The organism is Coleofasciculus sp. H7-2 (assembly GCF_042747725.1).
Classification (GTDB): domain Bacteria; phylum Cyanobacteriota; class Cyanobacteriia; order Cyanobacteriales; family FACHB-T130; genus FACHB-T130.
Window position 1 is genome coordinate 288167 of record NZ_JBHZGO010000105.1, and the last position, 13605, is coordinate 301771.

Sequence of the window (13605 nt, forward strand, 5' to 3'; positions counted from 1 at the left end):
ATTCTAGACCAAGAAGGGCTTCCCACGATGACTGAATTGGGCGATCGCGCAGATATTCTTGGCAATTCTCATTCTGTCTCAAACACTGCTTGCTGGAACGACTTGGGATACAGCAGTGGCTTTCTCTGGCTCTAAGTCATATAACTTATTAAAACTTATTTTCAATAAGCTATACTCCACATCAGAGGGACTTTCTGTTTAAAAGTCTCAATTTTAGTTTATTCAGCGGTTATAAAACAATGTCATTTCCCAAAAATTCGCCCACCTATGAACTGGGAAAGTTTGGCAGTAAAGCCGATGCCACTTCTGCAAAAATAGAGAACAAACAAGATAAGACTGACGCCGCGTCTCTCGATTCGGCACTCTTCTGTAACCTCGACAGGAACGGGTCAGCGGAGCATTCCACTGTTAAAAATCAAAACATCCCGTTTGCGGAGAGTATCGTCCCGACCTATTTTGAAGATGAAGACCCGGAACGCACGCCAGAACGATGGTGGAAGAGACGGCAATGCCAAGGATTGACCGGGTTTTCTTAAATTAGTTCTAGGCGCAGTAGGGTTGTACAGCATCTGTACAACCCTAGCAAATACTACCAGCCCCAGGTTCCTGGCTCACCCTTGAATGGGCCAACAATATCGCTGGTAATCCAACCGCCGTAGAAACCTCCAGGTTGCGGCTGCACTTGTTCTCCATCGACCAAACAAACATCCATCATCTGGGGATAGAAAGCGAGATAATCCTTGATGCTGGCGAAGTTTGGTGTGGGATTGGGATAACCCCAAGCGGCATTAGGTGCCTGTTTGTCACCAACAACGACTGTGTAGTAGACAGCACCTCCCTTCCACTCGCAAAACGATCCCTGAATGCTTCGCACCAGGTATTCCATCTTGATATCTAGCGGAGGAATGTAGTAGACAGGTGGGTGGCTAGTTTCCAGTACGCGCTTAGCCCGCTGGGTATCGACAATTGTGACGCCGTTGAAGACGATCTGGATGTACTTGGATGATTCCTCAAGACGCGGGGGACGAGGGTAATCCCATACTGACTCTTGACCGGGGCCGGGTGCAATGCGATCGCGTTCCATGCTGACTTTTTCTGCTGTAAAATCATACTCGCTATTCTAGATGTGCTGCGCTTGTCGCTTCGCTGATTGTTGTAGCTGGCGGTAAGAAACGCGAGAAGCCGTGTATAGGAGCATACAAAAAGAGCGATCGCTCCACGAGAAATTTTCGCTGAATCTGACTTCTAGTACAGGCACCTGACAAGATGTGCAAGGAATAATAAAGCTTAGGGAGCAATTCTCAGGGTGCTTACTTTGACAGTAAATAGCAGACAAAAGCGGTGGATATACCAACACAGTTCGGGTTAGATACTAAAAAACCAAAATTCCAGAGGACATATCCCTAAACAAAATACGGTCTGCTTAGCCGTATTTGGAAATCCCGCAACCCTCTGGAAAACCTTGCTATGAGCTATTTTCCCTCCTTTTAAAGAGGGCGAAGGAGAAATTTTTCCTTAGAAACGCTGCTTGGGGCAATTAAGTATTTTGCATTGAAAAAATTAACCGAACCGTAGTGGGTGGATGTGTTTGAATCCTTAACGCTGAGTATTAGTGTTTTTTTAATCGCCGCTGCGGTCATTGCCGTTGTGGGAACGACGATGGCAAGCACAGCGGATCGCCTAGCGGATGAAACGGGTCTTGGGGAAGCACTTATGGGTGCCTTGTTTCTCGGCGGTAGTACCTCTTTAGCAGGAATTGTTACCTCTGTTACCGCCGCTGCTGGAGGTCACGCCGAACTTGCCATCAGTAGTGCTTTGGGAGGTATTGCCGCCCAAACAGCATTTCTCAGTATTGCCGATCTTGCCTATGGTAAAGCCAACCTGACACACGCAGCTGCCTCCGTGCCAAATCTGATGCAGGCAACACTCCTAGTTGCTTTATTGGCAATTCCTCTTATGGCAATGTCTGGGCCAGATGTCAGTGTTTTTGGGATTCATCCCGCCTCGTTCCTAATCCCAGCTGCCTATATCTTCGGCTTGCGTTTGGCGGCTGAGGCTCAAACTACACCAATGTGGTGGCCTCGGCGTACTGCGGAAACGCAAGTTGACGAACCGAAGGCAGAGAAGTCCGGTGGTACCAGATTGACTGTGTTGTGGTTAAGGTTCGCTTTGCTGGCGGCGCTGCTTGCCGGTGCCGGTTATTTTGTGGCAGAAGCTGGAATATCCATCTCTATGCACACCGGCCTTTCCGAAACTGTGGTAGGAGGGCTTTTTACCGCTTTGTCAACTGCCCTACCGGAACTGGTAACAACCATCGCGGCGGTGCGACGAGGGGCGCTGACGCTTGCGGTTAGTGGCGTTATCGGGGGAAATAGCTTCGATGTGATGCTGGTGGCGTTCTCTGACTTTGCTTATCGGCAGGGTTCGATTTATCATGCTTTGGCACAGCCTCAGATTTTTGCGATCGCATTGACGATTCTGATGACTGGCATTCTAGTTTTGGGCTTGTTGCGGCGGGAAACTCATGGAATTGGAAATATTAGCTTCGAGAGTTTTCTGATTCTGCTCCTATACTTAGGTGGGTTTTCGCTGTTATTTTTTGGGGGTTGAGCAGCTACCAGTGAGGTTTACTCTGCTAAATGAGTAATAATAATTTTGAGTTGTTAGAAAAATTTTTAACTCAAAATTAAGACGTGATTTCTCGGATCTATCTTTAAAAATTCTTACCAATTACCAAACTTCCTCACATTTGATATCAAGCTGCCACTTTGAGTTTCGTTAATTTATTTTGATGCGACAAAAAATTGCTTTTTACTTAGAAGACATTGAAACACCAACAGGAAAAATATTCAATCTTCTAATTACAGGAATGATTTTGCTTTCTTCAGTAATTTTTGTTGTTGAAACCTATCCGCTTCCAAATCATGTCCGAATTAATCTTAATACTATAGATTTTTCGATTTTACTGCTTTTTGCCTGGGAATATTTGCTTCGTTTATGGTGTGCAGATAATAAAATTAAATATCTATTCAGCATTTATTCAATTATAGACTTAGTAGCAATATTGCCATTTTTATTAGGAGTAGCAGACATCAGCTTTATCCGAGTATTTCGATGGTTTAGGATTCTGCGATTTATTCGATTTATAGAAGGTAAAAGCTTGTTTGGTCGCACCATTAATGAAGATGCAGAGATTTCGGCTCGAATATTATTTACTTTATTAGCAATTATATTTGTTTATTCCGGCTTAATTTATCAAGTTGAGCATCCAGTAAATCCTAAAGTATTCGCTACTTTTTTGGATGCCGTTTACTTCTCTGTCGTCACAATGACAACGGTTGGATTTGGCGATGTGACACCGAGTTCAGAAGCAGGTCGCTTGATGACAGTCTTAATGATTTTGACGGGAATTGCTCTAATTCCTTGGCAATTGGGCGACTTGATCAAGCGATTGGTTAAAACAGCTAATCAGGTAGAAACCCTTTGTCCTACTTGCGGTTTATCATCCCATGATGCAGATGCTCGGTGTTGCAAAATTTGCGGAACTAAGTTGGAAAAATTAGCGGGTAGCTAGTAGCAAAAGAAAGCGATCGCATTTGCGGCATATTGTGCTATCGTTGCCTAATTGGCGATAGTCCGGTAGAGCGATCGCGCTAATGATTCCTTTGGCTAACAGAGGGTAGGAGTGCGATCGCCTCAGCTATCTACAATAGATTGAATTTCTATCAGTGGTTGAATCTCTGTTTCAACTTGAGCCTCAACAAAAGGCGTATAAATTAGAATATCAGCTTGTATGGCTTCAAAGCTAACAACTAGAGAGTATGGAACTTCAGCATATGGATCATTATTCCAACCTTCATGCCCTACTACTACAATACAGAATGCCTCTCTAAGATTATAAGATTTCACAAAAGCCCAATCTTTCTGAATTGTTCCTATACTTCTTGATACATTTTTGATTGTTTTATAATGCTTCTCTTTACCGAGAGTCCATGTAAAAAGTTCATCTCCCTTGTCAGCATCTTCTGGCACATTTTAATTAGCTAAAACTCTGCCAAGAAAATGCTTTGGATCTTCTCCTTGTTTACTACACTCCCAGTCAAGCCAAGTTGAAAGATACTTTCTTCTATTACGCCGAGTTCGACGCGGTTCAGCTTTATATGACAAAGTAATTTCTATCAGAATCTCAAACTCTTCTCCAGGCGATCTCAGACTATTCGGTAGTTTGACCTGATAAATATGAGCATCTCCAGCTTTAATTAGCTGTTCTCCTCGTGTAATTAATGTACTACGATTTGGAGTATTACTCAAGGCACGCTCAAGGTTTGGAATACCATACCCAATTTGACGAATAACATTCTTCTTTTCTTCATCACTCTTTGCTATGGCCCATTCTGGCCATCGGGCTGATTGAACAATTAATGCCCGATATAATAAGCATTTTTCATCAGGAAACTCAGCAGCAAGACAAGCCGCAATATGGCTTACTTTTGGTGTTGCGAATGAAGTTCCAAAAGTGTCAGAGGCAACTATAGGAGTAGAACCAGTACCTAAAGTTGACCTTAATAACTCAGGGCCTGTACCTGCGATACAAGTTATGTTTGGTGGCTGACCTTCATCTTTCACAAGATCACCACCATACTCAACCACCTCTGGTTTAATCGTGTCCCATATACCCAGCCCAGAGCAAGAAAATGCTGATGGTTGGTCTTTTTCTCCTAATGAAGACCAAGATAAGTCACGGAAAGAATTTCGAGTAATTGAGCCAACAGTTAATGCTTGAAGGCTTTGTGCTGGATTAGCAATCCTACAAGAGTTCTCAGAAAGATAGTCTGGGTAAGGTCTACCTGCTAAAATATGAGATTTAATAGATAGTCTTGTTGAAATTCCATGACTTTCTACAGGAATATTTCCAGCAGATACTATGAAAAGAATATCTTTTTCATATGTTAATTTATCAATAGCTGCTGCCCAAGCACTCATATACCTAGTTCTACAAGGAACATCTCCATTAATAGAGTGGTTAAAAATTCTTGTTCCTGTTTGACTATAGTAGAACTCTACGATGTTTTCTAGGAGTATAGGCGGATATAATTTGTCAGATAATCTACAATTACTATCCAGCACTCTTGCATTTTGAAGCCAACAAATTGCTTGATGGGTTCCACTCCGAGGCACACTTATTGGATAAAGCACTGCTCCAGCAACTCTGGTTCCATGACCACCATTACTCACCAGATCAGCAGTTAAGTTTAATTCTAAAGGAATCCAAGATTTTGAGTTACCCGAATCAATGGCATTTTTTAAAAGAGGATTCTGCTCTTGAATACCACTATCAATTACACAGACATTAGGTGCATTTTTTTCTGGTGGTTGTAAAACTAAAGATATATTACTAATATTAGATATTTCACCATTGGGGGAAAATGGTTCAGCAATGTTATCTTTTTCAGTTACTTCAAAAATATAAGAAAAATTAAATACCAAATCTTTTAAACATAGACCAGATATTTGAATAAGACATGAAAAACTGTCTGGTGCTTCAGAAAATTGAGGAGGATTATCTTCAATAAAGCTACTTAAAAGCTTACCATTATATTTATATTTAGGATTGCTAATAAAATTCATCAAGTCTTGTTGTCTCTTTGATGCTAAGTCATCCCATTCATCATATGTAATATCACGCTTATCAATCCAGTTCTTGATTGCTTTTACATAATTTTCAGGCTTTCTATAATTTTTTTGTTCTGGATAGTCACGTAATTTTGTTGTAGTTCCTAAACAAGATATACCTACTTCAACGACATAAACCTGCTCATCTTTTATTTGCTCCCATTCCTCTAATAACTTTGGAGATAAAATAAATTCTGGGCGTTGATTTTTGTCAAGAATATTCAAAATTTTTGCAATTACACCACCACCTTGTTGCTCATTGAAAAATTTTTCTATTTTCTTTTGAAGTTCAGTAAGGTTAGTATCCGCAGACGCACCAATAATATATCCATCTTCTAATTCAGATATTATTTCTATCTCGGAAGTTCTTAGATCATCTAAATCGAAAGTTTCAGGATCTATCTGTAGTATTAAAGGTATGGAATCAGGAAGTATGAGTTTTTTATCTTCTTCTTGTTGCTGTTGAGTTATTTTCCAATCGGAAATGAGAGAAGATACTAATTCTTGAATTTTACTTCCGTGTCCCTGCCGATTAGACAAATTTATATGTGTCTGAGTAACTTTTTTATTACCACCGCCACCTAGAGATTTTGCTGTACCCTTGTCTGTCAGCCTGAGATCGATATGCGGAAACCCCTGAGAACTTTCAACCATTTATTTATCCAGACACCAAAATTTAATACTAGGAAACTTTGATTTCTGCGATCGCTTCTTCTAAGTGTTCCTGAATCACTAGCTCCTCTCGCTCAAGGATTGCTCTTTTAGCTGCATCTTGTGCAACCCTCACAGCTTGAGCGGCAGAAAAATCTCTCATCTGCTCAATGATCCTTGGCCAGTTGATAGATCCCACTTCAATTGCAGATAATGTTTCCTTTAGTATAAATTCTAGCTCCTGTTCTCCGGGTTTGGGTACTGCGATCAAGTCATCAAATCTTCTCCAAAGGGCAGTATCTAGAGATTTATTTAGGTTTGTAGCTGCTACTAAAAGCCCTGAAGAGGGTTGATACTCATCCAAAATTTGAAGAAATGTATTGACTACTCGCTTAATTTCTCCTACTTCTTGAGAGTCTTCTCGTGTCTTAGCAATTGAGTCACATTCATCAAGAAACAATAAACATGGATTTTTTGAGGCATCCTCAAATACAAGTCTCAAATTGCTCGCAGTTTCGCCTAAAAAAGACGACACCATTGCATCAAACCGAACTTTCAAAAGTGGTAATCCTGTATTCCAAGCTAAACGTTCTGCTCCTAGTGTCTTTCCACAGCCAGGAGGCCCATACAGAAGAATTTTTTGTCTGTAACGCAATCCATGATGAGCAAGTCTATCTCTTGCCGCATATTCGCGTTCAATTCGGCAGAAACGTTTCTCAATTTTTTCTGGCAACACCATGTGATGCCGCAGATTATCCCTCGGTATGATAGTTACTAAGGGAAGATTGAATCGCTTACTCGTTGGCAGTTCACTTAGAGCCTGTATGTTCTCTGGCGCGTTGGTAGCTCTTTCTTTGCTGCTTGAAGTAGACTTCTCCTTCTGGCTCTTCTTAGCAATGTTCTCTAACTGGTCAGCTAGCAGCGTATGTCCCTTGCTGCGCTCTTCCTCAATTACTAGATATGCGAGCTTGTCAATCGCCTCAGTGTCTGAACTAGCGATCGCCCTAAATAGTCTCTTGAGAAGCTCTGCTTTCATGTCGCCTCTCAGTATAAGGGGTAGTACTGCACTATGGTAACTTGATCTGGTCTTATTAGTACATAAGTACTATAAAGATTATTACTTTGTTTGCTGAAGCTAAAGCTTAAAAAGGCTCTCCATCTCTAGAGAGCCTCTTTGATAACAGCGGATATACAAAAACCGCGTCATTAGCTCAGCAACGCCTTCGCCTTCGCTACCACGCTAAAAGGTGTAGCCGAACTAGGGAAAAGTTGGGGAATAGGTTACTCAGGGATTTTTGCAATAAACCTATTCTGGATTCAAAAATTTCGGTCGTGTCTGCTGGTTGATGGAAAGTTTTTCCTGCAATGCGTTCCAGTCTTCTTGCTCAATTTGAGAAATAATTTGATCGAGGCTGTGGCGATATTGTTGAAGGCTTCGCAGTAATTCCCCGCGATTGTACCGCGCCATCATCACGCCTAACTCTGGATTGCCTCCACCGACGCGACTGGTATCCCGAAAGCCAGAACTCGCCAATTGTTGCGCTAACTCTATAACCGCTGGATCGGTTTCGTTGATGCAGGCATTAATTAAACCAGCACTCACCATCACCGGCAAGTGAGAAATCCAAGCCACCGCGCGATCGTGGTCTTCTGGACGGCACTGATATATTTTAGCTTTGAGCGATCGCGCGATTTCCTCGACAATATTCACCGCTGTTGGAGGCGTCGTCTTCACCGGCGTCAGCACATAAGCTTTCCCGGCAAATAGCTGAGTTTGAGCAGCTTCCAGACCACTTTCTGCCGTACCCGCCATCGGGTGTCCCCCCACGAAGTTCGTCCAAATCGGTTCTAGCGCTTCCACCACCGGCTTTTTGACCGAACCCACATCCGTGATGATAGCGTTGGCAGACAAATGGGGAATGAGCTGCTGTACGCTTGGCGCGATCGCGCTAATGGGCGTACACACGAATATCACATCGGCATCTGCCAAAAGTGCCAGATCCACACTCGCATCATCCACAACCCCACGCGCGATCGCTTCAACACAAGTTTGTTCTCGACGCGCAATCCCCAAAACCTGATAGCCAGCCGCTCGTAAGTCCAAACCCAGCGATCCGCCAATCAGCCCCAACCCTACAATCCCAATATTCATTGTTGTGTCTAACACCATTTCACCTTAAGGTCGCCACACATAAATTGCTGGAAGTGGCTACTGGCAGAGACGCGATAACCGCAAGTCTTCTACAATCCAAAATCTGAAATCCAAAATCTAAAATGGTATAAGCCCCTAAATCCCCCAAAATAGGGGAAGCAAGAGTAATTTGGCTCCCTCCCCGAAACAAGGAGCGCTCTTTGGGGGTTCTCCCTGGGAGTGCTGTACCGATGTTCTAGCATACAGCGCCAACTTACTCCCCGATCCAATCAGCCGCTACGACCGGCTTCAGTCAGAATGGCTATACGACTATTTTCCTCAGGTAAAGTCCTTCCAAACAGGTGAGGTAGGCAGCATAATAGATTTCTTCATTCATCCTTCATCATTCTAAGGATGCCCTCACAGAACTTACTTCTAAGATTTACAGAGGGGCACGCTAGATTAGTGCTTGTACAACTTTGTACAACTTTAGATAGATGCCGGGGAAAAAGCCCGACTCAAAGCAAGCAAAGCCAGGGTTCATCTGCTGCACACTTACCCAGCCACTCAAAACGACAAATGAACCTCAAGGCTTGCTGGTAGCGCCCTCCTCCTAACCATAAAATGAGAATGCTGGCAAGGTGGCTCGAAATGAATGTCGATGAACTGATAGTAAGATATGCAGCCGGTGCGCGAAACTTCGCGGCAATTGACCTGAGTGAGGCAAACTTGAGTGGCATCAACCTCAGCGGCGCTAATTTGACAGGCGCTAATTTAAGTGTGGCAAATCTCAGCGGTGCCAATCTCGAAGCCGCTAACTTGACTCAAGCCAAACTTAATGTCGCTAGGCTCAGTGGAGCCAATCTCAGCAATGCCATCTTAAACCAGGCCAACTTCAACGTCGCTAACCTGATTCGAGCGGATATGGGGGGAGCGCAACTCATCCAAGCCGTCTTGATTCGAGCCGAGCTAATTCGCGCCGACCTGAGTGGGTGCAATCTCAAATCAGCGAACCTCAGCGGTGCCGATTTGCGTGAAGCAACCCTTAGAGAAGCCAATCTCAGTCGCGCCAGTTTGAATGAAGCCAACCTCCGGGGTGCCTTTTTGACGGGAGCCAACTTGGAGCAGGCAAACTTAAATGGCACCGACTTGAGCCGCACCGACTTGAGCGGTGCCAATTTCCGAGAGACAGAACTGAGACAAGCCAATCTCAGTCGCGCCAATCTCAGTGGGGCGGACTTAAGCGGCGCCAATCTGCGTTGGGCGGACTTAAGCGGCGCCAATCTGCGTTGGGCAGACTTAAGCGGCGCAAAATTAAGTGGAGCCAACTTAATCGGGGCAGACCTTAGTAATGCCAATTTACTCAATGCCAGCTTAGTTCACGCCGATCTCACCCAAGCTCGATTGATTAAAGCCGATTGGATTGGAGCTGATTTGACTGGGGCGATATTAACCGGGGCAAAACTGTATGCAGTCTCCCGTTTTGGTTTGAAAACCGAAGGAGTGACCTGCGAGTGGGTTGACTTGAGTCCGGATGGCGATCGCACTGAAATTTTTCGTCTCACCACTGAAGAATCAAAAAAGTTCTTCAATGAAACGCTGCCAACCGTCCGAATTATCGTGGACGCACCGTTAGATTTAGAGGCAAATTTAACGCTAGCCACTACTTATCATCACCTCTGTCAGCATTATCCGGGGATCGCCCATCCTCCCAGTTTGGAAGTCAGCGCTCGAAAAACAATTCTCACTTTCAGAATTGATAGCAACGATCAATTATTTCCCCTTGCTTACGTGGCTATTTTTCCCTTTAACGATGCAGTAGCAACTCAGAGAAATATCAGTGCCCTAGTTAACCTACTTCAATCTCAAAATCAATCAACACTAGGGCATAAAGATGCTCAGCGGATCAAGCAATTAACTGCTGCCCTTAGTAAAACAATCAATCAAGTCGGCAGTCTCGATATTTTCAAAATGGTGCCCGAACTGAGAAAAAAATTAAACTTCTTCCAGGCTCCAACTCAAACGGTGCTACACAATTCTACGGATCAAACATTGAATGTTTATCATCACCCAGTGTTTGGTAAACGGTTTATGAATCAAGGTCAATCTAATTCGACCAGTCCTCCGAAAAACAACTCGGTCGAAGCACAAAGCTCGATTCTCCCTCCTGTAGGTACATTGATTGAATTTGTCAAGGAATTTGATTATTTAGAAAAATTACAGCAAAGTTGACAGAAAGGGTCGGCAGGCAAAAGGCGAAAAAAAAGAGAAAATAGGTAAGACGAACTTTTTTACTTTTTGCTTTCCTAACTCCAAAGTCTCAAATCTAAAGTGATAGAGGTAGAAGTTCATTCCTCACTACGTGCATTTCTTCGCGAACAGGAGAATCGTTCTTGGCCTCATCATCTGACAATGGCGAGGCTGGTGGCGCGGGCTTTAAGATTAGGGCGTTCTGCCCTGATTCAGACTGGGGTTTCTTCGCACGGTACAGGAAAGTATCGCCTGAGTTACCTAGCACCAGCACTGCTATGGACGAAACCCGTCATCCTAGTGGCTCCAGAATCAGTGCAGCAACGCTTGCTAGAGGTGGAAATTCCCCAGATGCGACAGTGGATGGGGACGGAAAAAGCTATCCTGACAGGCGATACATGGCCTGACGCCGACTTTCAGGGACTGCTGTTGATCTCTCCAGAGGTTTGGTTGGCTGACCGGCTCAAAGGGCTGGGTCGGATACCATTTGGCATTCCGACTATTTTTGATGGTGCTGATAACTTGGAAGAATGGGCGCGCGACCAACTGACTGCTGGCTTGCGACCCAGTGATTGGGACGATTTGATGCTGGCTTTTCCCCGCAAGGCAAAGGCAATCCGGGATGCGCGGGTACAGCTAACAAAAGCCGTCTTCCAGCATCCAGCCAATCCTTACGAGTGCTGTCTGATTTCACCCGATGAGCAAGACATCTTGAGGCGTCTCTACGCGGTCTTAGGGAAGGCGATAGGAGTCGGAGACAGGGAGAACCTTATAGAGACAAGGTTTATCCCGTCTGGAGAGGCAGAGGGTGGGAGAGGAGAATTTCCTTCCTCGCCCCCTTTCCTCTCGCCGAAATTACCCCCAGCTTGGAGAATTTTTTGGCAGCGGTTGCAAGCAGATGACCAACTGATGTGGGCGGAAATTGCTCGGAATCTGGGTCAATTTTCTTTGTATTGTGGTCCTGTTGAGGTGGCAACTGCTTTAGAAAAAATTTGGCTTCACGATCCGGTGGTGTTAATTGGTGCGGCACTGGATTTAGAGACAGAAGCTAACGCCTATCGTCAGCGGGTAGGATTGGGAAACCTGACGTGTCTGAAGTTTTCTCCTGACAGGCAAAACGAACTGATTCAGCTATATCTCCCAGAGCGGCTGCCCATGCCGAATACGCCCCAATTTCAGGGAGTTCTGATTCAAGAAGTCCAGAAGCTAGTTGGGACAATGGATCGGTCGCTGGCAGAGAATACCGACATTCAAAGACTAGCGGTGATTTTGGTGGAGGATACGCCTTTAAAAGCCCAGGTGGCGTCTGTGATGGCGGCTGAGTTTGGCTCCCGCGTGCAAGTGGAAAAAACCAGTTTGTCAAACAATGGCATTCTGGTTACGGGATGGGAATTCTGGCGGCATCATCAGGAGGTGTTGCCTGCTCCCCAGTTGCTAGTTATGGCGACGTTGCCGATCCCCTCTCTAGAAAATCCCCTGGTAGCGGGTCGGGTGGCTCATTACAAGGAACAGCGTAAAGATTGGTTTCGCTTGTATCTGTTGCCGGTGGCTTTGAGTGAATTGCAGCGAGCGATCGCCCCCGTGCGAGAATGTCGGGGCGTCGTTGCTCTCCTCGATGGTCGCGTCAACAACCGCAGCTACGGCTCTCAGGTGCTGGAAGCGCTGAGTCCCTTGGCTCGGATTAACTATTTGGACAGTAACTGGTTTACAAGCGATCGCTAGCTTCTCCTACGCCACTCGCTCCAATGGCTCTTTGTCACGATACTTGTAATTTAATCAATAATTCAGCTGCGGCTCCAACGCCAGCGTTATGATGAATAAAGGTCTAAAGGCATCACCAAAAGCTATGGGTGAATCCAAGCGTCGTAAAGAAGCACTCGGAGAGAACTACGGTCAAGATACCTACATCCTTCCTTGGGTACCGATTACCAAAACTCAGGCACAACAGTTTGTGAAATGGTCTGGTCAGGGAGCTTGGTATGGTATCGGCTTCTTGATCCTTTTCTGGGTGACTATCCGCTTCATCGGACCTTCCTTTGGTTGGTGGCAGGTCAACTAGACCTTCCTAACAACCTGGTTCGGTGAAGTGCATAAGGACAAAGCATTTGACAGTCTTGGCTTGTTTGTCAGCAAACTAAGTTTGGCAAAGGCTTTGTCCATATATTTATAAGTAGGCTTTGCCTAGAGGACTGAATGTAATTGATTATTCTTATCTTTTACACTTGCACTATTTCGCCGCCAAGCCCGTCTTTAGCGAGAAGTAGCCTCGATCGCTAGCCTTGAGGATGCACGATCGTCCAGCTAACTGTTATTGTTGATACTTGGCTTTTCTGAATAGTCAAGTTAACCTGGTGCAAATCAGGGAGCAGTCAAGTTCTAAATTTTTCCAAGCTCCTAAATTAATTTACCGTCATGCCTGAGGAGCAAAATCTTAAGAAAGTATAAAAGGTTTAAGATTAGGTGTGGTGGTTGGAGGACAACCGTGTTTCTACGACTTGCAGAGCAACACCGTCAATTTGTACAGGATCTAGTGATGAACCTCCAAGCTCTGGCGATTGTGCTAGAGCAGCGAGGCTATCTGGCTTCTTGCTATACCTGCGGAGGCCAAATGAATAGCGCATCATTTATGGTTAGTCTAGGTGACAACCATCTGATTCGCTTTTTAGTCTCGGATTATGGCATCACCTGGACAGAGATGCGGGATGACCGTGAATTAATGAAGCTAGAGGGCGCTGAAGCTATCTCTCAGCTACAAGACCTAGCAAATCTAGTCAAATACCAAATCAAACCTTCTGAGTATCGTCCCGCCGTGCCCCAGCGAGGCTAAAGGAGTTAGCGAGGTTTCGCCACTCTCTTTAGGCAGATTAGCTCCGGGGACTGCTAATCTGAAAAGTGAGAAA

General features: G+C 44.7%; 13 protein-coding genes. 8 read left to right on the forward strand and 5 right to left on the reverse strand.

Features of this window, described 5'->3' with window-relative positions; all coding sequences use genetic code 11:
- Positions 1-239 precede the first annotated feature (239 nt).
- A complete protein-coding gene (locus tag ACFW2W_RS23375) occupies positions 240-536 on the forward strand; it encodes a hypothetical protein (protein WP_378183965.1) in 297 nt (98 codons plus the stop codon).
- Between the two features lie 53 nt (positions 537-589).
- Here ACFW2W_RS23375 and ACFW2W_RS23380 read toward each other — a convergent pair whose 3' ends face one another.
- Entirely contained in the window at positions 590-1084 is a 495-nt protein-coding gene (locus ACFW2W_RS23380) for a DUF427 domain-containing protein (protein WP_378183967.1), read from the reverse strand.
- Between the two features lie 500 nt (positions 1085-1584).
- On the opposite strand from ACFW2W_RS23380, the gene ACFW2W_RS23385 reads away from it, so the two are divergent.
- Positions 1585-2610, forward strand: a complete 1026-nt coding sequence (locus ACFW2W_RS23385) for a sodium:calcium antiporter (RefSeq protein ID WP_378183969.1) — start codon at positions 1585-1587, stop codon at positions 2608-2610.
- Positions 2611-2791: 181 nt separating this feature from the next.
- The gene (locus tag ACFW2W_RS23390; RefSeq protein ID WP_378183971.1) at positions 2792-3574 is read left to right on the forward strand and encodes an ion transporter; all 783 of its coding nucleotides are present in this window, start codon (positions 2792-2794) and stop codon (positions 3572-3574) included.
- A 122-nt stretch (positions 3575-3696) separates the two neighbouring features.
- Here the strand turns inward: ACFW2W_RS23390 and ACFW2W_RS23395 are convergent, their stop codons facing one another.
- The 4 genes from ACFW2W_RS23395 to ACFW2W_RS23410 form a co-directional block, all read right to left on the reverse strand.
- Positions 3697-4032, reverse strand: coding sequence for a hypothetical protein (locus ACFW2W_RS23395; RefSeq protein ID WP_378183973.1), 336 nt, complete (start codon positions 4030-4032; stop codon positions 3697-3699).
- 3 nt (positions 4033-4035) lie between these two features.
- Positions 4036-6327 carry a S8 family peptidase gene (locus ACFW2W_RS23400; protein ID WP_378183975.1) on the reverse strand — a complete coding sequence of 764 codons (2292 nt, stop codon included), beginning with the start codon at positions 6325-6327 and terminating at the stop codon, positions 4036-4038.
- A gap of 28 nt (positions 6328-6355) precedes the next feature.
- Positions 6356-7360 (reverse strand): ATP-binding protein, encoded by a 1005-nt coding sequence (locus ACFW2W_RS23405; RefSeq protein WP_378183977.1) that lies wholly within the window; start codon positions 7358-7360, stop codon positions 6356-6358.
- A 270-nt stretch (positions 7361-7630) separates the two neighbouring features.
- On the reverse strand, positions 7631-8476 hold the full coding sequence (locus ACFW2W_RS23410; RefSeq protein WP_378184054.1) for a prephenate/arogenate dehydrogenase: 846 nt from the start codon (positions 8474-8476) through the stop codon (positions 7631-7633).
- Between the two features lie 169 nt (positions 8477-8645).
- On the opposite strand from ACFW2W_RS23410, the gene ACFW2W_RS23415 reads away from it, so the two are divergent.
- The 5 genes from ACFW2W_RS23415 (at position 8646) to ACFW2W_RS23435 (ending at position 13532) form a co-directional block, all read left to right on the forward strand.
- Positions 8646-8867 (forward strand): hypothetical protein, encoded by a 222-nt coding sequence (locus ACFW2W_RS23415; RefSeq protein ID WP_378183979.1) that lies wholly within the window; start codon positions 8646-8648, stop codon positions 8865-8867.
- A 239-nt stretch (positions 8868-9106) separates the two neighbouring features.
- Entirely contained in the window at positions 9107-10687 is a 1581-nt protein-coding gene (locus ACFW2W_RS23420; RefSeq protein WP_378183981.1) for a pentapeptide repeat-containing protein, read from the forward strand.
- 99 nt (positions 10688-10786) lie between these two features.
- Positions 10787-12427, forward strand: a complete 1641-nt coding sequence (locus ACFW2W_RS23425; protein WP_378183984.1) for an ATP-dependent DNA helicase — start codon at positions 10787-10789, stop codon at positions 12425-12427.
- Between the two features lie 124 nt (positions 12428-12551).
- Positions 12552-12764 (forward strand): DUF2839 domain-containing protein, encoded by a 213-nt coding sequence (locus ACFW2W_RS23430; protein ID WP_378183986.1) that lies wholly within the window; start codon positions 12552-12554, stop codon positions 12762-12764.
- 423 nt (positions 12765-13187) lie between these two features.
- Positions 13188-13532: a DUF1815 family protein gene (locus tag ACFW2W_RS23435; protein ID WP_378183988.1), complete on the forward strand. Its 345-nt coding sequence runs from the start codon at positions 13188-13190 to the stop codon at positions 13530-13532.
- Positions 13533-13605: the final 73 nt, after the last annotated feature.

Excerpts from the sequence above, each read along its gene's own strand:
- ACFW2W_RS23380 (WP_378183967.1), bottom strand. The coding sequence starts at position 1,084 with ATGGAACGCGATCGCATTGCACCCGGCCCCGGTCAAGAGTCAGTATGG.
- ACFW2W_RS23405 (WP_378183977.1), bottom strand. The coding sequence starts at position 7,360 with ATGAAAGCAGAGCTTCTCAAGAGACTATTTAGGGCGATCGCTAGTTCA.
- ACFW2W_RS23400 (WP_378183975.1), bottom strand. The coding sequence starts at position 6,327 with ATGGTTGAAAGTTCTCAGGGGTTTCCGCATATCGATCTCAGGCTGACA.
- ACFW2W_RS23375 (WP_378183965.1), top strand. The coding sequence starts at position 240 with ATGTCATTTCCCAAAAATTCGCCCACCTATGAACTGGGAAAGTTTGGC.
- ACFW2W_RS23420 (WP_378183981.1), top strand. The coding sequence starts at position 9,107 with ATGAATGTCGATGAACTGATAGTAAGATATGCAGCCGGTGCGCGAAAC.
- ACFW2W_RS23430 (WP_378183986.1), top strand. The coding sequence starts at position 12,552 with ATGGGTGAATCCAAGCGTCGTAAAGAAGCACTCGGAGAGAACTACGGT.
- ACFW2W_RS23390 (WP_378183971.1), top strand. The coding sequence starts at position 2,792 with ATGCGACAAAAAATTGCTTTTTACTTAGAAGACATTGAAACACCAACA.
- ACFW2W_RS23410 (WP_378184054.1), bottom strand. The coding sequence starts at position 8,476 with ATGAATATTGGGATTGTAGGGTTGGGGCTGATTGGCGGATCGCTGGGT.